Source organism: Arthrobacter sp. H14 (genome assembly GCF_000520495.1).
GTDB lineage: Bacteria > Actinomycetota > Actinomycetes > Actinomycetales > Micrococcaceae > Arthrobacter_C.
On sequence record NZ_KI914654.1, the window covers coordinates 41,848 to 58,986 of the forward strand.

General features: G+C 61.2%; 18 protein-coding genes. 9 read left to right on the forward strand and 9 right to left on the reverse strand.

Going from position 1 to position 17,139, the window contains the following annotated elements; translation table 11 throughout:
- Positions 1-178: 178 nt before the first annotated feature.
- The 3 genes from Y707_RS25420 to Y707_RS25430 are packed head-to-tail and all read right to left on the reverse strand — an operon-like array spanning position 179 to position 2,822.
- On the reverse strand, positions 179-601 hold the full coding sequence (locus Y707_RS25420) for an SDR family oxidoreductase (protein WP_081744813.1): 423 nt from the start codon (positions 599-601) through the stop codon (positions 179-181).
- On the reverse strand, positions 520-1,173 hold the full coding sequence (locus tag Y707_RS25425) for an SDR family oxidoreductase (protein WP_051441913.1): 654 nt from the start codon (positions 1,171-1,173) through the stop codon (positions 520-522). The genes Y707_RS25420 and Y707_RS25425 overlap by 82 nt, the downstream gene beginning before the upstream one ends.
- A complete protein-coding gene (locus tag Y707_RS25430; RefSeq protein ID WP_216699246.1) occupies positions 1,170-2,822 on the reverse strand; it encodes a class I adenylate-forming enzyme family protein in 1,653 nt (550 codons plus the stop codon). The genes Y707_RS25425 and Y707_RS25430 overlap by 4 nt, the downstream gene beginning before the upstream one ends.
- Positions 2,823-3,089: 267 nt before the next feature.
- Here Y707_RS25430 and Y707_RS0111695 point away from each other — a divergent pair, with 267 nt between their 5' ends.
- The gene (locus Y707_RS0111695) at positions 3,090-3,740 is read left to right on the forward strand and encodes a TetR/AcrR family transcriptional regulator (RefSeq protein WP_051441915.1); all 651 of its coding nucleotides are present in this window, start codon (positions 3,090-3,092) and stop codon (positions 3,738-3,740) included.
- 10 nt (positions 3,741-3,750) lie between these two features.
- Here the strand turns inward: Y707_RS0111695 and Y707_RS0111700 are convergent, their stop codons facing one another.
- From Y707_RS0111700 to Y707_RS0111710, 3 genes are read right to left on the reverse strand one after another with little or no spacing between them, the layout of a single operon-like run.
- The gene (locus tag Y707_RS0111700) at positions 3,751-3,960 is read right to left on the reverse strand and encodes a hypervirulence associated TUDOR domain-containing protein (protein ID WP_026535228.1); all 210 of its coding nucleotides are present in this window, start codon (positions 3,958-3,960) and stop codon (positions 3,751-3,753) included.
- On the reverse strand, positions 3,957-4,358 hold the full coding sequence (locus tag Y707_RS0111705; protein WP_051441916.1) for a toxin-antitoxin system YwqK family antitoxin: 402 nt from the start codon (positions 4,356-4,358) through the stop codon (positions 3,957-3,959). The genes Y707_RS0111700 and Y707_RS0111705 overlap by 4 nt, the downstream gene beginning before the upstream one ends.
- Positions 4,359-4,369: 11 nt before the next feature.
- Positions 4,370-5,377: a 1-aminocyclopropane-1-carboxylate deaminase gene (locus Y707_RS0111710; RefSeq protein WP_026535230.1), complete on the reverse strand. Its 1,008-nt coding sequence runs from the start codon at positions 5,375-5,377 to the stop codon at positions 4,370-4,372.
- A 345-nt stretch (positions 5,378-5,722) separates the two neighbouring features.
- Here Y707_RS0111710 and Y707_RS0111720 point away from each other — a divergent pair, with 345 nt between their 5' ends.
- Complete coding sequence (locus tag Y707_RS0111720; RefSeq protein ID WP_026535232.1) at positions 5,723-5,968, forward strand: hypothetical protein; 246 nt, start codon at positions 5,723-5,725, stop codon at positions 5,966-5,968.
- 60 nt (positions 5,969-6,028) lie between these two features.
- Here Y707_RS0111720 and Y707_RS0111725 read toward each other — a convergent pair whose 3' ends face one another.
- Positions 6,029-6,475, reverse strand: a complete 447-nt coding sequence (locus Y707_RS0111725) for a hypothetical protein (RefSeq protein WP_333782845.1) — start codon at positions 6,473-6,475, stop codon at positions 6,029-6,031.
- A gap of 124 nt (positions 6,476-6,599) precedes the next feature.
- Positions 6,600-6,863, reverse strand: a complete 264-nt coding sequence (locus Y707_RS0111730) for a hypothetical protein (protein WP_026535234.1) — start codon at positions 6,861-6,863, stop codon at positions 6,600-6,602.
- Between the two features lie 320 nt (positions 6,864-7,183).
- Here Y707_RS0111730 and Y707_RS0111735 point away from each other — a divergent pair, with 320 nt between their 5' ends.
- The 5 genes from Y707_RS0111735 (at position 7,184) to Y707_RS25440 (ending at position 12,094) form a co-directional block, all read left to right on the forward strand.
- Positions 7,184-7,825, forward strand: a complete 642-nt coding sequence (locus Y707_RS0111735; protein ID WP_026535235.1) for an ABC transporter permease — start codon at positions 7,184-7,186, stop codon at positions 7,823-7,825.
- 4 nt (positions 7,826-7,829) lie between these two features.
- Positions 7,830-9,158, forward strand: coding sequence for an ATP-binding cassette domain-containing protein (locus Y707_RS25435; protein WP_051441917.1), 1,329 nt, complete (start codon positions 7,830-7,832; stop codon positions 9,156-9,158).
- Complete coding sequence (locus Y707_RS0111745) at positions 9,155-9,919, forward strand: ABC transporter permease (RefSeq protein WP_051441918.1); 765 nt, start codon at positions 9,155-9,157, stop codon at positions 9,917-9,919. The genes Y707_RS25435 and Y707_RS0111745 overlap by 4 nt, the downstream gene beginning before the upstream one ends.
- Positions 9,920-9,996: 77 nt before the next feature.
- On the forward strand, positions 9,997-10,986 hold the full coding sequence (locus Y707_RS0111750; RefSeq protein ID WP_035781424.1) for a glycine betaine ABC transporter substrate-binding protein: 990 nt from the start codon (positions 9,997-9,999) through the stop codon (positions 10,984-10,986).
- A gap of 166 nt (positions 10,987-11,152) precedes the next feature.
- Complete coding sequence (locus tag Y707_RS25440) at positions 11,153-12,094, forward strand: phosphodiesterase (protein WP_051441919.1); 942 nt, start codon at positions 11,153-11,155, stop codon at positions 12,092-12,094.
- A 78-nt stretch (positions 12,095-12,172) separates the two neighbouring features.
- Here the strand turns inward: Y707_RS25440 and Y707_RS0111760 are convergent, their stop codons facing one another.
- The gene (locus tag Y707_RS0111760; protein ID WP_026535238.1) at positions 12,173-13,759 is read right to left on the reverse strand and encodes a stealth family protein; all 1,587 of its coding nucleotides are present in this window, start codon (positions 13,757-13,759) and stop codon (positions 12,173-12,175) included.
- A gap of 149 nt (positions 13,760-13,908) precedes the next feature.
- Between Y707_RS0111760 and Y707_RS0111765 the strand changes: the two genes are divergently transcribed.
- Positions 13,909-14,658 carry a sulfite exporter TauE/SafE family protein gene (locus Y707_RS0111765; RefSeq protein ID WP_026535239.1) on the forward strand — a complete coding sequence of 250 codons (750 nt, stop codon included), beginning with the start codon at positions 13,909-13,911 and terminating at the stop codon, positions 14,656-14,658.
- Positions 14,659-14,742: 84 nt separating this feature from the next.
- Positions 14,743-17,097 (forward strand): arylsulfatase, encoded by a 2,355-nt coding sequence (locus tag Y707_RS0111770; protein WP_035781427.1) that lies wholly within the window; start codon positions 14,743-14,745, stop codon positions 17,095-17,097.
- The last annotated feature ends 42 nt before the right edge of the window (positions 17,098-17,139 follow it).

The window sequence follows — 17,139 nt, forward strand, 5'->3', positions numbered from 1 at the left end:
GTCGAGCCGTTCGCCGGGGGCGGGCTCGGCCGGAAGGACGACAGTGCGGATGAATTCACGGGTCTGCAGCCGCAGTTCTTCGATGTCGGTGGGCAGCGAGGACGCAGCCGGCAAGGTGGAGGTCACAGTAGGGTCCTTACAGTCTTGGAAGATTGGATAGGGAGAAACGCGCCAGCGGCTAAGCGGTGCCGCCGGCGGCGTCGAGCCCGCCGTCGAGATTGAGGATTTGGGCGGTAATCCAGGACGCATCGGGTGACGCCAGGAATGCGACTGCAGCGGCAACATCGTCGGGCATGCCGAGGCGCTGGAGCGGGTACTTCGCCGCGACTTCATCTTCCTTACCTTCATAGAGCGCCTTGGCAAACTGCGTCTTGACGACGGCGGGGGCCACGGCATTGACGCGCACCTTCGGGCCCATTTCGACGCCGAGAGTCCGGGTCAGGTGGGCGATGGCCGCTTTGCTGATGCCATAGAACCCGATACCCGGTGATGGAGTCTGTCCGGAAACCGAGGAAATGTTCACCACAGCCCCGCCCCGCTCGGCGAAGCCGAGGCTCTCATGCCGGTACAGGTCCTGCGTCCACGCCAGAGTCGCGAGCACATTGAATTGACGCGCACCTTCGGGCCCATTTCGACGCCGAGAGTCCGGGTCAGGTGGGCGATGGCCGCTTTGCTGATGCCATAGAACCCGATACCCGGTGATGGAGTCTGTCCGGAAACCGAGGAAATGTTCACCACAGCCCCGCCCCGCTCGGCGAAGCCGAGGCTCTCATGCCGGTACAGGTCCTGCGTCCACGCCAGAGTCGCGAGCACATTGACGTCGGAGATCTTTCTGGCCGCATCGAGGTCGAGTTCCATCATGGTGCCGTAGACAGGATTGATACCGGCGTTGTTGACGAGGATGTCGACTTGGCCGAACCGTTCGGCCATGGTGTCGAAAACCTCCCGCCGGTGCCCGGCGTCGTCGGCCTTACCAGCAATTGCGATGGCGGTCCCCTCCGGGAATTCTTCCAGGGCTTCCTGCAGCGGATCCGGTTTCCGCGCCGTGATGCAGACTTTGGCACCCTCGGCCACGAGCCGGTGGGCGATGGCCAGGCCGATTCCGCGGCTTGCACCGGTGACGATGGCGGTCTGCCCCTCAAGTCGCTGGGCTTTCACCTGGGTGGTGCTCATACAGTGTCCTTCCGAACGGTGGCGGTGGCGGTTGCCGCCGCACTGGCGGCAGCGGGTGCTGCCGGCTCGAGGCCACGAAGTTCGCGGCGCCGGATTTTGCCGGTCATGGTCTTGGGCAGCTCATCCACGATGTGCACGGAGCGCGGATACTTGTAGGCGGCCAGCCGGTCACGGGTGAACTCGATCAGTTCCTGCTCCGTGGTCGCTGCTCCGGTTTTGATTGAAACGAACGCGACGACGGATTCGCCCCGGTAATCGTCTGGCCTCCCCACAACGGCTGCTTCATACACGGCCGGGTGTTCGTACAAGGCATCTTCGACCTCACGGGGCCACACTTTGAAGCCGGAAACATTGATCTGGTCCTTGAGCCGGTCCACGAGGTAAACCCAGCCGTCCTCGTCCAAAAAGGCGACGTCGCCGGTGCGGAGCCGGCCATCCGGCATCGTCTGCGCGCTGGCTTCGGAGTTTTGCCAATAGCCGGGAACAACCTGCGGGCCGGACAATTCCAGTTCCCCGTGTTGGCCGGCAGTTTGCGGGTTGCCTTCCGGATCGATAATGCGCACGTTCATATTGGGCAGCGGAACGCCGATCGAGAGCGCCCCGCTGGCAGGGTCCACCGGTGCGCTGGCGCCAGGTGGGACCGCGATAACCCCCGAGGCGGTTTCCGTCATGCCATAGGCGTTGTGGATGTACTGACCAAACCGGCTGCTGAACCGCTCGATAGTGGCTGGTGCAATAGGTGCTCCACCGGAATACAACGTCTTCACGGAGGCGAAGTGGGCGGCTGTGGCCTGTTCAAGTTCAAAGAGGGCGTTGAACACCGTGATAGAGCCGATGGTGTACGTCACGGCATGTTCGGCGAAGGCTTCCAGCACGACCTCAGGATGGAACCGGCCGGTGAACACCAGCGTCGTATCCGAAATAAGGGAGATGACACCGTTGATCACTGCGCCGGTGATATGGAACAGCGGAGCCACCGCAAGTACGACGTCGCCCGGTGCCATGGCGGCCCACTGACCAAAGGTGGTGGCAACGTTGAGTACATTGCCATGCGTGTTCATCGCACCCTTGGGCGGGCCAGTCGTACCGGAGGTGTAGACGAGGAGCGCGACATCGTCCTGGTTGAGCTCTATCTCCGGTTCACTTTTGCCGTCGAACTCCGCTATCAGCCGGGCGAGGTCGCCATCAACTGAAACTGCAGGACGCTCAGTGGATGGGAAAACGCGGGGATCGGAGCGGGTTTGAAAGTCCTGTTCCGACGAACTTATAATCCATTCGACGGTGCTTCCTTCAAGGGTGTCACGCGTTTCGTCGACGGCGGTGTCGGTGCAAACAATCCCAATGGCGCCCGAATCGTCAATGAGTTTCCGCAGTTCGGCCCGGCGGTACATTGGGTTCAGCAGAACCCCAATGGCTCCTAACTTCCACAGGGCGAGCAATGCCAGTGCATACTGCGGAATATTCTGCAGGTAAATGCCGACGCGGTCGCCTTTCGCGGTGCCACGGTCAGCAAGGGCGGCAGCCAGGGCGCTGCTGGCATGATCCACCTCGGCGGCGCTGAGCGAGCCGTCGAAGTACTGCAGGGCCGGGCGGTCTGGACCTGCCGAGACCCGGTTCTTCCAAGCGTCGACGATGGAAGTTGCACTCACGTCCACGCTGCTGCTGAGACCAGGTGGGTAAGACCGCAGCCATGGTTTGTCTTCAGGTTCCTGCATTGCGATGTCTCCTGCGGGGATACGATCTGGAAGTAACGTTGTTTCTCCTACCGAGCGATCGCTCGGTATACTCAGTGTGAGCCACGCCTCGCAGTGTGTCAAGGCTCACGATGACCGCAGGCAGCGGCGGATAATGGTGCAATGAGGATAAGGAGTTTGGGTGACTATGGGAAACGGTCCGTTGTATAAGGAGGCTTGCCCATGACTAAAGCGCTCTCGGCGCCTGTGGACGATCCGGTTCACAAACTTACCGACGGGCAGTGGCGTGATTTCAGCAGGCCGTCATTGCCGCCGATGCTGCAGGCGGCGCTCGACTGCTTTGTCGAGCACGGGTATCACGGGACCACCATCCGCGTCGTCGCTGCACGTGCAGGTCTTTCGGTTCCCGGACTCTACCACCACTATCCCTCGAAGCAGGCGCTGCTGGTCGGTATCGTCGAGCTCGCCATGAAGGATCTGCTCAGCCGCAGTGAAGCGGCCGTGGCCGATGCGGGGTCATCAGTGGAGGAGCGGTTCCGACTGGTGGTTGAATGCCTGCTGTTGTTCCACGCTTACCGGAGTGAGCTTGCGTTCATTGCGGCCAGCGAGATCCGAAGTTTGGAAGGCGGATCCCGCCCTCGGCATATTGCGCAGCGCGACAGGCAACAGCGGATGGTGGACGAAATTGTCGTGGCAGGGGTGGCCGAGGGTGTCTTCTCAACGCCTCACGCAATTGATGCCAGCCGGGCCGTCGTCACAATGTGTACTGGTGTTGCCCAGTGGTACAGGCACGGCGGTCCGCTCACTCCCGAGGAAGTGGCCGTGCGTTACGGACTTGTCGCGAGGATGGCGGTTGGTCAACCACGCCTCTGAAACGCCCGGGCTATTTCTTCTCCAGCGCAGATCCTTTATGCATAGCGATGTGTCCGGTCTTATCGCTTTCGATCTCGTACTGCGGCTCGTCCTTGCTGCAGTGGCGCGTCCGACCCTTGAATTCAGTGTCTTGAGTGTGGACCTTCAGAATTTTCCCTTCGACGTGGCCGGCTTCTGAATTCCAGCGCACATGGTCACCGACTTTAAAGTTTCCGCTCACCTTTTGCTCCTACCCTTGTGGTTCGTCGTGCGGGTCAGCTGCCCGCCGTCGTCGTAATACTTCCATTCGCCGGTCTTCATGCCGTTGAAGTACTCGCCAACATCCATCAGCTCCCCGGTTGAGTGGTAACGCTTCCAGAGTCCCGTCTGTACCCCATTCTCGAAGTCGCCGGCCTGCAACAGCCTGCCACTTTCGCGGTACCAGATCCAGGCGCCATTCAACTCGCCGTCCATGTAGCGGCCGGACGCCTTGACATCTCCGGAACGGAAATAGAACGCCCATTCTCCGTGCCGCTTTCCATCGGAGAACACACCCGAACCGGAAAGCTTGCCGTCTTTGAAACGCTCCTCCCAAGGTCCGGACTTGTTGCCGCCGTCGTCCATCTGGTTCTGCATCATTAGGACCGTCCTTAGTGGTAGAGGGCGCTATAGGCGTTGATTGCCGGCTGGCCGCCGAGGTGGGCGAACAGCACGTTTGAGTCGTTGCTGATTTCGCCGCCGGACACCAGATCGATGAGTCCTGCCATCGACTTGCCTTCATAGACCGGGTCGATGATCATTCCCTCCAGACTGCCGGTCAATCGCATCGCCGCATTCGTGGAATCGACGGGGATGCCGTAGTAGTCACCGGCCCAGCCCTCCTGGATGAAGATTTCGTCGTCGCGGAGTTCCCGGCCCAGATCGATCAGTTGCGCCGTGTTGCGCGCGATCCGTGCCACCTGATCCCGGGTTTCCGAGATTTTGGCGGATGCGTCGATGCCGATAATCCGGCGCATCCGCTCCTGCCCGGCAAAGCCCGCGATCATGCCCGCCTGGGTGGACCCTGTTACGGCACATACGACGATGGTGTCGAAGAAGATCCCGAGCTCCTTCTCCTGCTGTTCAACCTCGTACGCCCAATTGGCGAAGCCGAGCCCGCCCAGCTTGTGGTCTGACGCCCCGGCGGGGATCGCATACGGTTTGCCGCCGGACGCTTCGACGTCGGCAATGGCCTCCTCCCAGCTGGATTTGAAGCCGATGCCAAAGCCTTCGTTGGACAATCGCACATCGGCTCCCATCAGCCTGGACAGGAGGATGTTGCCGACACGGTCATTCAGCGGATCCGGCCAGTCGACCCAGGACTCCTGAACGAGTACCGCCTTGAAGCCGAGCTTCGCCGCGACGGCGGCTACTTGGCGGGTGTGGTTGGACTGGAGGCCCCCGATGGAGACCAGCGTGTCTGCCCCCGAAGCCAGGGCGTCAGGAATGAGGTACTCAAGTTTGCGGGTCTTGTTCCCGCCGAAGGCCAGTCCGCTGTTCACATCCTCGCGCTTGGCCCAAATCCGGGCGCCGCCAAGGTGTCTGCTCAGCCGGGGGAGTTCATGGACGGGGCTGGGACCGAAGGTCAGGGGATACCGGTCGAAATCCGAGAGGGCCATGAATCTCCTTTGATCGTACTGACTGGGCTTGTCCCCATGATCATACGTACGGTGGCAATGCTGGTCGCGGGTTCCGGACGGAAACGCTGCCGATGACGGCCGAACCGTTACCCGTCCTCGACGACGCCGCTGCACTCAGTTTTGAGTACGACGACGTCCGCCTCGCCTGTTACGCGTGGTGGGCAGCACTCGTCGCCGTTGAGCCTTCATCGGACTCTCAGTCCACTCATTTGTGCAGTGCTGATCAGCCTGGCCTTTTGTGCTTCGGGCTTCCGGCTTAGGGTGGGAGTAGCGGCCGCCGGAGGGCAAGCAGGCGGTTCGACGATCTCCAAGGAGGCGCGATCCATGTCCAGCAAGAACAATGACTCAGATGACAGCATCGAACAAGCAGCGGAACGGATATTCCGGAATCTGTCCGATAGCCGGGGCGGCGGCGGTACGCCGGATGGCCGGGTGCCATCCGATCCGAACCAGGACGATGAAGAAGTCCCCGCTCACTCCAGCATCAGCGAGGGCATGAACTCAACCAGTGCGGACCCCGTAACGGATGAGGATGACACAGCTGATGAGAAAAAAGACACTAACAGATAACAAACGGATGCCCGGAACCTTCTGGGAGGTTCCGGGCATCCGCGTGAAGTTCAGGCTGTATCAGCCCTTTGTCGTCTTGGTTCGCGTGTCCATGATCAGCGAGAGCCCGATGCCGAGCATCCATACATCCTTGGCGACGGAGGTCCCTTCCTGAGTGGGACGCACGCCGTCCTCCTGAGTCATTCCAGGGGTCTTGAAATATATTGCCAATAGTCCCGCGGAGAAAGCGGTGAGGCCGATTCCAGCCAGGCGGCTGGGGACGAATGGTGCCAGAAGCGCTGCACCCAGCGCGGTCTCCGCGTAGCTGAGATATTTACCGAATTGTTCGGAGTCCAGCTTTCCAACCTGTGGAATGGCACCTGCGGCCATCTGCTGCATACCGGCGGCACTCTCCCGGTCCAGCTTCATCTTGCCCATGCCTGAGTTGAGGATGAACGCACCAGTGGCGGCGCGTAGCGGGATGTGGCTTAGCTTGTAGCCCATGAAAACCTCCGTTGTGTTGTCCAACTCTTCTGATCGTACGGACGCCGCATGAAGATTGCCAGGCGATGCTTAACATCCTGTGCCGCTGCTCCAGAGGAAGAGCGCGCCAGCGGCAGGCAGGCCGCCCCCGGCAATCGAGGCCGGTTCCTTACAACGATGGTGATCCCTGATCCGCGCTGCTGAGTGCAACTTTTTCATCGTCCTGGTCGTCGTCTTCGCCTGAAGCCAAGGCGATAGTGGCGATCTCAGCACGGGAAAGATTTGCGGCAGCCGATACCTGGTCGACCGGAAAGCCTGCGGCAATCGCTTCCACGATGGCGGTGTTTCGATCCTCCGAAGCCTGATCCAATTCGACTTCGAGGTCCTCCACCCTGGCGGAGGCAACCCATAATTTCTTCAGATGCGATGTCATGACGCTTCCCCGAATTTTCCTCGTTAGGGCAGCCCCGTGCTTCTACAGGGTTCAAACGCCGCTCTCTGTATTCCAGATGGCGGCGCTTCGAACGCAACACTACTTCAGGACCGGCTGCTTCGCCAGCAACCGGATGGGCGCTTTCGGCGTGGCGCCGCATTGCGGAACTTACGCAAATTCAAGGACGAAATCCATCTATGTGACGTAGAGCACAGCATAGGATAGATTCTGACAGTGCATGTGATTAGTGTTGTAGGGTCGAGCGGCTGGATGAAATCCGTGCTCGACTGACGGGGTGGACGAGGAGAAGGAGGAAAATTGTGTGGGAGTTTCTGGTGGACAGAATCGACCAAATCCTCTTCTCGAGCTATCAGCATTTCTCGCTGGTGGTGCAGAGTCTGATTCTGGCGACGGTCATCGCCGTCGGCATCGCGGCCCTTGTCTATCGCAGTAAATCACTGACAGGTCTGGCCAATGGGTTTTCTGCTGTTGGACTCACGATTCCTTCGTTTGCCTTGATTGGTATTCTCATCGCGCCGTTCGGCTTCGGGGTGGCACCGGCAGTCATGGTGGTCACCTTTTTTGCCGCGCTGCCCATCCTGCGCAATGCCGTCGTCGGGCTGACCGGCATCGACCGCTCGCTGGTTGAATCCGCCCGCGGCATCGGCATGGGCCGGTTCAGCACACTACTGCGGGTGGAATTGCCGTTGGCGTGGCCGGTCATCCTTACGGGTATCCGGGTGTCCGCCCAAATGGTGATGGGCGTGGCTGCCATTACCGCTTACTCGTTGGGTCCAGGTCTCGGCGGTTTCATCTTCTCCGGGTTGTCCCGGCTCGGCGGCGCCAACTCGCTGAATTCCGTGGTGGTCGGCGTAGTCGCCGTCGTTATTCTCGCCATCATTCTTGACCTGTTGCTCCTCGGCCTTGGCCGACTAACCACCCCGCGAGGTATCCGTGTCTGAAACCATGCAAAAGGACCCCAACACTACGCCGGAGAACAACGGCATCAGCGGGGCAAGCATTCTGCTGGATAAGGTCACCAAGCGTTATTCCGGGCTGTCAGAACCGGCGGTGAACGGTCTGACGCTGGAGATTCCCGCAGGCAAGATAGTTATGTTGGTCGGTCCGTCCGGCTGTGGCAAGACCACCACGTTGAAAATGATCAACCGCCTGATCGAGCCGACCGAGGGACGGATCGTGCTCGGCGGGGACGATGTTACCGACATCGACGGCGATAAATTGCGACGGCGGATCGGTTACGTCATCCAGGCCGGCGGACTTTTCCCGCATATGACGGTCGAAAACAATATCGCCATGGTTCCCAAGATGCTGGGTTGGAACAAGGACCGTAATTCCGAACGGGTGGACGAGCTGCTGGAACTGGTCTCCCTGGAACCCGGACAGTATCGCAGCCGGTATCCGAAGGAACTGTCCGGCGGCCAGCAGCAACGTATCGGCGTCGCGCGTGCCCTGGCGGCAGATCCACCGGTCCTGTTGATGGACGAGCCGTTCGGCGCGGTGGACCCGATCACCCGGCAACGGCTTCAGGACGAATTGCTGCACATCCAGGAGGAAGTGCAGAAGACGATCGTCTGCGTCACCCACGACTTCGACGAGGCGGTGAAGCTCGGTGACTGGATCGCAATCTTCTCGCAGGGCGCGCAGCTGGTGCAATACGATACTCCCGAACGGATCCTCGCCGATCCAGCGAATGAATTCGTCGAGAACTTCATCGGTTCCGGCGCCGGTTTGAAGCAGCTCACGCTGACACGTGCTGGGGACGTTGCGCTCGCAGACGCCGTCGTCGCCCATCCCGGTGATGAGGCGGCTGCCGTGCTCGCCCGGCTGGATGAAGCCGATGACAATCACGCGGTGATCGTCGATGAACGGCAGCGGCCTATTCAATGGCTGAGCCGGCGCCAGTTGGGACGTTTGAACACCGTCGATTCAAGCACGGACGAACACCTGCCGGTGGTTGGCGACCGGGCAACGCTGAATGATGCGCTGGACACCATGCTCGTATCCAGCGCCGGTGCGGCATTGGTGACGGGGCGCAGGGACACATTCATGGGTGTGATCGATGTGAAAGCGATCATGGATGCCATCACCAGGGCGCACGAGGTCACCTCAAAGAAACACATGGAAGGTGCACCGGTGGGAATTAATACCGGCACAACACCACAGGTGGAAGCTGCCGGCCCGGGTGACGTTGACACGGCGGCGGGTACTGCGGACAAGGACGGGACCGGAGAAGGCGGCTCCCACCGTGCTGATGCTGACGGCGGCCGGCCATGACCACTGCAACAACTGCCAAGGTCCGCGGAAACGAACGCTGGCGTGACTGGCGGCCGCTGATCATCCAGCCGGTGGCGATTCTTGTTGTTCTCGCTGCAGTGCTCATCTATCTCCGCACGGCCGATCTCAGCAATGCGGAAAGAACCACTTTGGCCCCCGAAGCGCTGTGGGAATTCACGCTTCAGCACCTCGCATTGACCTTCCTCTCTGCGGCGATCGTCCTCGTCATAGCGGTTCCGCTGGGAATCCTGCTCACGCGCGGACCGCTCCGCTTCCTCACGGGTCCCTTTCTGGCCCTTGCCAATATCGGGCAGGCAGCACCGGCCATTGGGCTGATCGTGCTGCTCGCATTCTGGCTTGGATTCGGCTTCACTGCAGCGGTTGTCTCCCTCGTCCTGTACGCGTCCCTTCCGGTGCTGCGGAACACCATGGTTGGGATTGAACAGGTCGACTCCAGGCTGGTGGAAGCTGGACGCGGAATGGGTATGAGTTCGACGGCGGTGCTGTTCCGCATCGAACTGCCGCTCGCTGTGCCGATCATGTTGGCGGGTATCCGCACGGCTCTCGTGTTGCTGGTTGGTACGGCTGCTCTGGCAACCTTCATCAACGGTGGCGGGCTCGGCATTCTGATTACTACCGGCGTCAACTTGAACCTGACCACGGTTCTCGTCGCAGGTTCAATACTGGTCGCCCTGCTGGCCTTATTAATCGACTGGGTGGGCCGTGTCGTCGAGCAACTCGCGCGCCCGAAGGGACTGTAACGGTAATGAAAGCGGCAAAGGCTGTGCAAGCGGCCAAAGCAACGAAAGCAACCAGGAACCGTCGGGCTCGCGGCCCCATGGTGACTGGATTGCTGGTGGGCCTTGCCCTGATTCTCAGTGGTTGTGGACTGCAACCGGCGACGTCGTTTGTGCCCGCGGCGGGTCCCGGTTCCATAGAGGAGATTCCCGGGGCGGAAGAGCAAACAGTTGTTGTCACATCGAAGAACTTCACCGAGCAGCTGATCCTTGGAAAGATCGCTGTACTCGCCATGCAGGCCGCTGGTTTCGATGTCACCGACCTGACCAATGTGCCCGGCAGCCAGCCCGTTCGCGAGCTCATGCTGTCAGGACAGGCGGATATCACTATTGAATACACCGGCACGGCATGGTTGACCTACCTCGGCAAGAAGAAAGGCATTCCGAACCAGCAGAAGCAATGGGAAGCAGTGAAGAAGGCCGATAAGAAGAATGGCTTGACGTGGCTTCCGCCGGCGCCGCTGAACAACACCTACGCGATGGCTGTTCGTTCAGAGGCCGTGGAAAAGTTGGGAGGCATCTCCAAGCTTTCCGAGCTGAAGGAGCTGCCCGTGAAAGAGCGTACTTTCTGCATCGAATCCGAATTCAATTCGAGGTCGGATGGTATGACACCCATGCTGAAGCACTATGGTCTGGAGCGGGGATCGCCGGAGGGGGTGCCGAACGACAATATCGGCATTTACGATACCGGCGCCGTCTACTCCGCCACGGACAATGGAGCCTGCAATTTCGGTGAAGTCTTCACCACGGACGGGCGTATCGACGCCCTCGATCTAACAGTCCTCGAAGATGACAAGAACTTCTTCCCGGCCTACAACGCGGCGCCGGTCGTCCGGACCGAGTTGCTTAAGGAGTTCCCTCAGATCGCCGATGTGTTCGCGCAGATCATGCCTGAATTGACCAGCGACGTCATGCGCAAACTCAACGGTCAGGTCGATGTGCAGGGTGGGACACCGGCAGACGTGGCCTTTGACTGGATGGTCAAGGAAGGTTTCATCAGTGAGGTCGAAAATCCGCTGGCACCGGAATAATCCGCACCGGGATAAGTCCTCAAAGCAGTACAACCCAGGGCCGTCGTTCCGCTGTTATTGAATCGGCTCCCGGTCTGTCGCCGTGCCGTTACCGGAAATTTACCTTTCGAGGGGATAATGGAAGCTGAAGTCGAAGACAGCCTCTAAGCCTAAATCGAAGGTGCCCATGGATTTCATCCCGGCCGAATACCCCAGGCCGCGACATTTCATTCTTCACATGACTGACACCCACCTGCTGGGTAATCCTGGACCGTTGCATGGGGCGGTGGACAGTGAGCGCCGGCTGCAGCAACTCTTCGGACAACTTGAAGCATCCGGGGCAAGGCCGGAGGCGATCGTGCTGACCGGGGACCTGGCAGACAAGGGCGAGCTCGACGCGTATGCGAGGCTGCGTTCAATCGTTGAGCCGGCGGCCGAAAAACTTGGCGCAAAAACCATCTGGGCGATGGGAAATCACGACGACCGGGCGAATTTCCGCAGCGGGCTGCTGGGGGAGGAAAACCCCTCCACCAGGCCACTCGACGCATCTTTCGAAGTAAATGGCCTGCGCATCATCACCCTCGACACCTCCGTGCCCGGCCACCACTACGGGCAACTTACCCATGACCAACTTGACTGGCTGGCCGGCGAACTGGCGCACCCAGCGCCTGACGGAACCATTCTGGCCATGCACCATCCACCGGTTCCGAGCGTGCTCGACCTTGCTGTTCTGGTTGAGCTGAGGGAGCAGCAGGACCTGGCGGACGTCCTGCGTGGATCCGACGTTCGCACAATTCTGGCCGGCCACCTGCACTATTCGACGACGGCGACTTTCGCCGGCATACCGGTTTCGGTAGCTTCAGCCACCTGTTACACGCAGGATTTGAGCGTGACTGTCGGCGGGACCAGGGGCCGGGACGGGGCCCAGGCGTTCAACCTGGTGCATATCTATGACGAAACGATCGTGCACTCGGTGGTGCCAATTGGCGAGCATCCCACCGTAGGTGAACACGTCAGCCCGGAGGAGACCCGCCGCCGGATCGCCGCCGCCGGACTGCGGATTGCCGAGGCACCGTCCAACCTCGCTGCCCGCAAGGCAGCCAAGAAGGTTCACCTCACCCGCGTCTGAAGCCGGTCCGGCCGACGCACTTCTTACCCGGCCCCGATCCAACTGACGCCGCACGAACGGGCGGGGGCCGTCGTCGTACTACTTTTCCCAGGGCGCCTTGATGGGAAAGTACTTCTCCAGGAAGCTGACGACGAGGTTCGCCCGTTCGTCCGCGTCGATCTCCGGAAAGCTCCCGTCATTGAGGCAGAACAGGTCTGTGGCCCGCCGGCTGAGCAGGCGGTCCAAGGAGTTCAGCCCTGACCGGGTAGTGGTATCGATGTACTGCACCCGTGCGGAATGTTGAGTGACGGCGCGGCCGGTCAGCAGCGCGTAGTAGTGGTAGAGCGAATTCGTGACGGAGATATTGTCGCTGGCCCGGAATGTACTCGCCGCGGTAGCCGCGAACTCCGTCGCGAATTCACGCTCCATCTCGAGCAGCACGCTTTTGCGCAGTGGCGCGGCGGTGTGTTCCAGGTGCCGGGTGATGGTCCGGCCGAACCGCTCCTGCAGCAGCTTGCGATTCACCCGCGCGGAGTTTTCGAAGCCGCTGCGCACCAGGTTGTTCCCGCCGAGACCGATCCGGGTGGAAGCCTCGATGAATTTGGTGACGCCACCGGGGGAGAAGAACATGTCCGGACCGACCGGGCGGCCGAAGAACATGTCGTCATTGGAATACAGGAAGTGTTCGGAGAGCCCTGGGATGTGCTGCAACTGGCTCTCCACGGCTTGCGAGTTGTGCGTCGGAAGCACCGACGGGTCGGCGAAGAACTCCTCGCTCCGCATCAACGTGACTTTCGGGTGCTCATCGAGCCAGGCGGGCCGGTCCGAGTCAGTGGCGATGAAGATGTGCCGGATCCAGGGTGCGAATGTGTAGACGGAGCGGAGGGCGTACTTCAGTTCGTCGACCTGGCGGAAACGGGCTTCGGAATCGTCGCCTTCGCCGACGACGGCATTCTTCATCCGTTCGGCGCGTGCCCGCTGGAATTCGGGGGAGTTGCCATCTACCCAGGAGAATACGATATCGATCTCGAAGTGAATGTCACTGGCATGGTCGGCGAACATGTTCTCGATGGTCGGCCAGGTCATCCCAAAACGTTCCACCGAACCGCGCACTGCCTCCTCCGCCGGCAGCGTCTGCCTCGTCAGGGAGTTCTCGATCGGCAGGACAATGACGTCTTCTTCGATCGCCCACAGCTCAATCTGAACGCCGGCGGAGGCGCCGTAAAGCAGACCGCTCTCCGGGACGATGCGCGGACGGTACAGGCGGAAAATCCGTGCGTTCCTGTTGGCTGATAGAGCTCCGTCGGCGACCAGGACCGTGTCGCTTGTCTTCGCATCCACCGTCTCCGAGTAGAACGGTTCGCCGGCGCAGGCCGCGACGAGCGCTTTGCGCAGTTCCCGGCGGTACTTCCAATTGACGGCGATGACGGGCCGCTCGTCGTTGCCGCGCACCAGCAGGTATTCGATGCCGGCTTTATCCAGTGCTGCCCGGATAAAGAGCAGGTCCTCGATCATTGCGTCCAGTGGTGTGCGGTCCGTGTTGAGGAAAGTGAAGCGGCCCTTGGTTTTAATCAGATCGCCGCGGTCCCGCAACTGGGCCGCGGATCCGGCCGAAGCGGATTCAACGACGCCCCGCTCAACATCCTGTTCCGGCGCGACGTAGTAGACATCTTGCTCGTTCGACATAGTGCCACCGGCCTTTCGGGTCATGAGGTGAGGTTCTCCCCTCCAATAGTAAGAGGGCGAAGGACCTATTCTGGTCCACGCCTGTCGGTTTGACTTCTGGGGGCAGCCGCGGGCAGAACCGGCGCCGGCGATCAACGTAGGCTGGAGCGGTGACTTTACCGCTGTTTATCCTGGCTCTCGCTGCGATCATTGTGTCGGCGATGGCACAGCGGATTGCCGGCCTCGGGTTCGCCATGCTGCTCGCGCCGTTCCTAGTGCTCCTGTTCGGTCCGCACAGCGGAATTCTTCTAGTGAACCTCTTGGGCGGAATCTCGGCCGGCATCATGTTCATCAGGGTCAGGACCTATGTGGACTGGTCAATGTACTGGCGGCTGGCCATTCCGGCAGTGGCGGCGTCCATCCCGTTTTCGATTCTCGCGCTGGCGTTGCCGGCCGCCCCGCTGGAGGCCGGCGTCGGCTTCCTGTTGCTGCTCGCGTTGCTGCTCTCACTTGCCCTGCACCGGGGCGGGAGAACCATCGACGGACCGGGAGTCCGCACAGTTGCCGGACTCAGTTCGGGCATCACCAACGCCCTGGCGGGGGTGGGCGGACCTACGGTTAGCGTCTATGCCGTCATCAGCCGATGGGACCAGCGCCCCTTCGCGGCCACCATCCAGCCGTATTTCATGACAATCGGTTTCGCAGCGATGGCCACCAAAGCCGTCGTAGACCCGGGGGAGTGGCCGCCGCTGGAGCCATGGATGTGGGTGGCGATGATGGCCATGATCGGCGTCGGAATGTACTTCGGCGAGCGGGTCGCCAAGTTCGTCCACGATCGCACCGCCCGCCGCGCCGTCGTCGTCATCGCTTTCCTTGGCGCCGCAATAACCATGGTGAAGGGCTTAATCACCCTCCTGTAGCGTTGGAGTACTACCGGGTTGCCCGGATCCACGGCAACATTGTGTTGGTCTCTGAGACCGCCACCTCGTGATGAAGGAGTGAGCATGGACGATAAAATCCGCGGGATCCTTCCTATCCCCGAGAGGACCCGATCTGTTCCGACGGCGATGGACCGTAAGGACCAGACGGGAAAATTCACACCGGTCGCGGATTTGCGGCCTCCGGAGAATGCGCCCAATGTGGTGCTGGTCCTCGTCGACGACATGGGCTTTGGTGCCTCCAGTGCCTACGGCGGTCCGTGCGAGATGCCGACGGCGGAACGCTTGTCCGGGGACGGGTTGCTATACAACCGGTTTCACGTCAACGCTCTATGCTCTCCCACCCGCCAGTCGCTGATGACCGGGCGCAACCATCATTCCGTCGGCATGGGCGTCACCAGCGAGATGGCCACCTCGGCTCCCGGCTACACAGGTTTCCGCCCGGCAAGCGCCGCGACCATCGCGCAAACCTTGAGTGGCAACGGTTACTGCACGGCGGCGTTCGGGAAATGGCACCAGACGCCGCCGCGCGAGGTCAGTGCCTCGGGGCCCTTCGACCGCTGGCCAACAGGCGAAGGTTTCGATAAGTTCTACGGGTTCATGGGCGCGGAGATGAATCACTGGTATCCGCAGCTCTATGACGGAACGACGCCGGTGGAGCCAGAGCGCAGGCCCGAAGACGGCTACCACCTCTCGGAGGATCTCGTCGACCGGACTATCGAATGGGTGCAGACCCAGAAGACGTTGACGCCGGACAAGCCGTTCTTCAGCTATGTGGCCTTCGGCGCCACGCATGGGCCCTTCCACGTCCGTCCCGAATGGAAGGACAAGTACCGGGGGCGCTTCGATTCCGGCTGGGATGCGCAACGCGAAGCGACGCTCGCCCGGCAGAAGAAGATGGGTGTGGTTCCGGAGTCAGCCGACCTCGCGCCATGGGCCGAGAGCGTTCCGCATTGGGACGAGCTCGATGACACTGAGCGCCGGGTGGCCGCCGGCTTCATGGAAACCTATGCCGCCTACGCCGAGCACACCGATTCCCAGGTCGGCCGGCTTGTGGACGCGCTTGAGGAGATCGGCGAGCTCGACAACACGCTGTTCATCTACATTATGGGTGACAACGGGGCCTCCGGTGAAGGCGGTATCGAAGGCACCACGCGGGAGCATCTCGTTGGCCACGGCTTCACCGACAGCACGGCAGCAATGGCAGAAGAGCTGGACCGGCTCGGCGACGCAAGTACCTACGCGATCTACCCGGTCGGATGGGCGCTCGCCATGAACACGCCCTACCAGTGGACCAAACAGGTCGCATCGCACTACGGCGGCACCCGCAATGGCATGATCATGCACTGGGGGAACGGGATCGACGCCGGTGGCGGGGTCCGCGACCAGTGGCACCACGTCATCGACATCGCCCCAACGATTTTCGAAGCGGCGGGCGTGCCGCAGCCGGTATCAGTTAACGGAGTTGCCCAGCAGCCGATCGAGGGCACGAGCATGCTCTACACCTTCAACCAGCCGGACGCCGCAGACCGCCGCCGCACGCAGTACTTCGAGATGTGCGGGAACCGCAGCATTTACCATGAGGGCTGGACGGCCGTGACCAGGCATGGCACGCCGTGGCAGATGGTGCCGCAAGGTCTGCCTTCCTTCGCCGACGATGTGTGGGAGCTCTACGACACGACCACGGACTGGTCCCAGGCGCATGACCTCGCCGCGGAGTATCCGGACAAGCTCAGGGAACTGCAGCAGCTGTTCCTGATCGAGGCCAGCAAGTACAACGTGTTCCCCCTGGATGACCGTGTCACAGAGCGGGAGAACCCTAAGCTTGCCGGGCGCCTCGATCTGTTCGGGGAGCGGAAATCGGTAACGTACCGAGCCGGGATGGGTCGTTTCACCGAGGAAACGGCACCGAATGTGAAGAACCGGTCGCACACAATCACCGCCAAAATCGATGTTCCGGACGGCGGCGTTGACGGGGTGATCATCGCCCAGGGCGGGCGCTTCGGCGGCTGGTCGCTCTACGTCGCCGACGGGTACCTGAGCTATGCCTACAACTGCTACGGCCGCGACCATTACACAGTGAAGGCGACTCAACAATTGGAACCGGGCAGCCACGAACTGCGGCTTGAATTCGCCTACGACGGCGGCGGTATCGGCAATGGCGGGAAGGTTCAACTCCTCGTCGACGGGCAAAGCGTCGGCGAAGGACGGGTGGAGCGGACTACGTCCTATTACTTCTCCTTCGACGAGACGCTGAACATCGGCGTCGACCGGGGAACGCCGGTCACAGAGGAGTATGCCGCCGTCGATAACGGTTTCACGGGCACCATCCATACCGTCCGCGTGGACCTGGAGGGTGGGGATCCGCAGGAACTGGAGAGCGAGGCCGACCGTCAGCGCAGGCTCCTCGCACACCAATAACCAGCACTGGCTACGATGGAGAAGTGACCCAACCAGAAGCGC

Bases quoted from the DNA above. Each gene is read 5' to 3' on its own strand.
- Y707_RS25425 (WP_051441913.1), bottom strand. From the start codon at position 1,173: ATGAGCACCACCCAGGTGAAAGCCCAGCGACTTGAGGGGCAGACCGCC.
- Y707_RS0111695 (WP_051441915.1), top strand. From the start codon at position 3,090: ATGACTAAAGCGCTCTCGGCGCCTGTGGACGATCCGGTTCACAAACTT.
- Y707_RS0111705 (WP_051441916.1), bottom strand. From the start codon at position 4,358: ATGATGCAGAACCAGATGGACGACGGCGGCAACAAGTCCGGACCTTGG.
- Y707_RS0111710 (WP_026535230.1), bottom strand. From the start codon at position 5,377: ATGGCCCTCTCGGATTTCGACCGGTATCCCCTGACCTTCGGTCCCAGC.
- Y707_RS0111720 (WP_026535232.1), top strand. From the start codon at position 5,723: ATGTCCAGCAAGAACAATGACTCAGATGACAGCATCGAACAAGCAGCG.
- Y707_RS0111730 (WP_026535234.1), bottom strand. From the start codon at position 6,863: ATGACATCGCATCTGAAGAAATTATGGGTTGCCTCCGCCAGGGTGGAG.
- Y707_RS25435 (WP_051441917.1), top strand. From the start codon at position 7,830: ATGCAAAAGGACCCCAACACTACGCCGGAGAACAACGGCATCAGCGGG.
- Y707_RS0111745 (WP_051441918.1), top strand. From the start codon at position 9,155: ATGACCACTGCAACAACTGCCAAGGTCCGCGGAAACGAACGCTGGCGT.
- Y707_RS0111750 (WP_035781424.1), top strand. From the start codon at position 9,997: ATGGTGACTGGATTGCTGGTGGGCCTTGCCCTGATTCTCAGTGGTTGT.
- Y707_RS25440 (WP_051441919.1), top strand. From the start codon at position 11,153: ATGGATTTCATCCCGGCCGAATACCCCAGGCCGCGACATTTCATTCTT.
- Y707_RS0111760 (WP_026535238.1), bottom strand. From the start codon at position 13,759: ATGTCGAACGAGCAAGATGTCTACTACGTCGCGCCGGAACAGGATGTT.
- Y707_RS0111770 (WP_035781427.1), top strand. From the start codon at position 14,743: ATGGACGATAAAATCCGCGGGATCCTTCCTATCCCCGAGAGGACCCGA.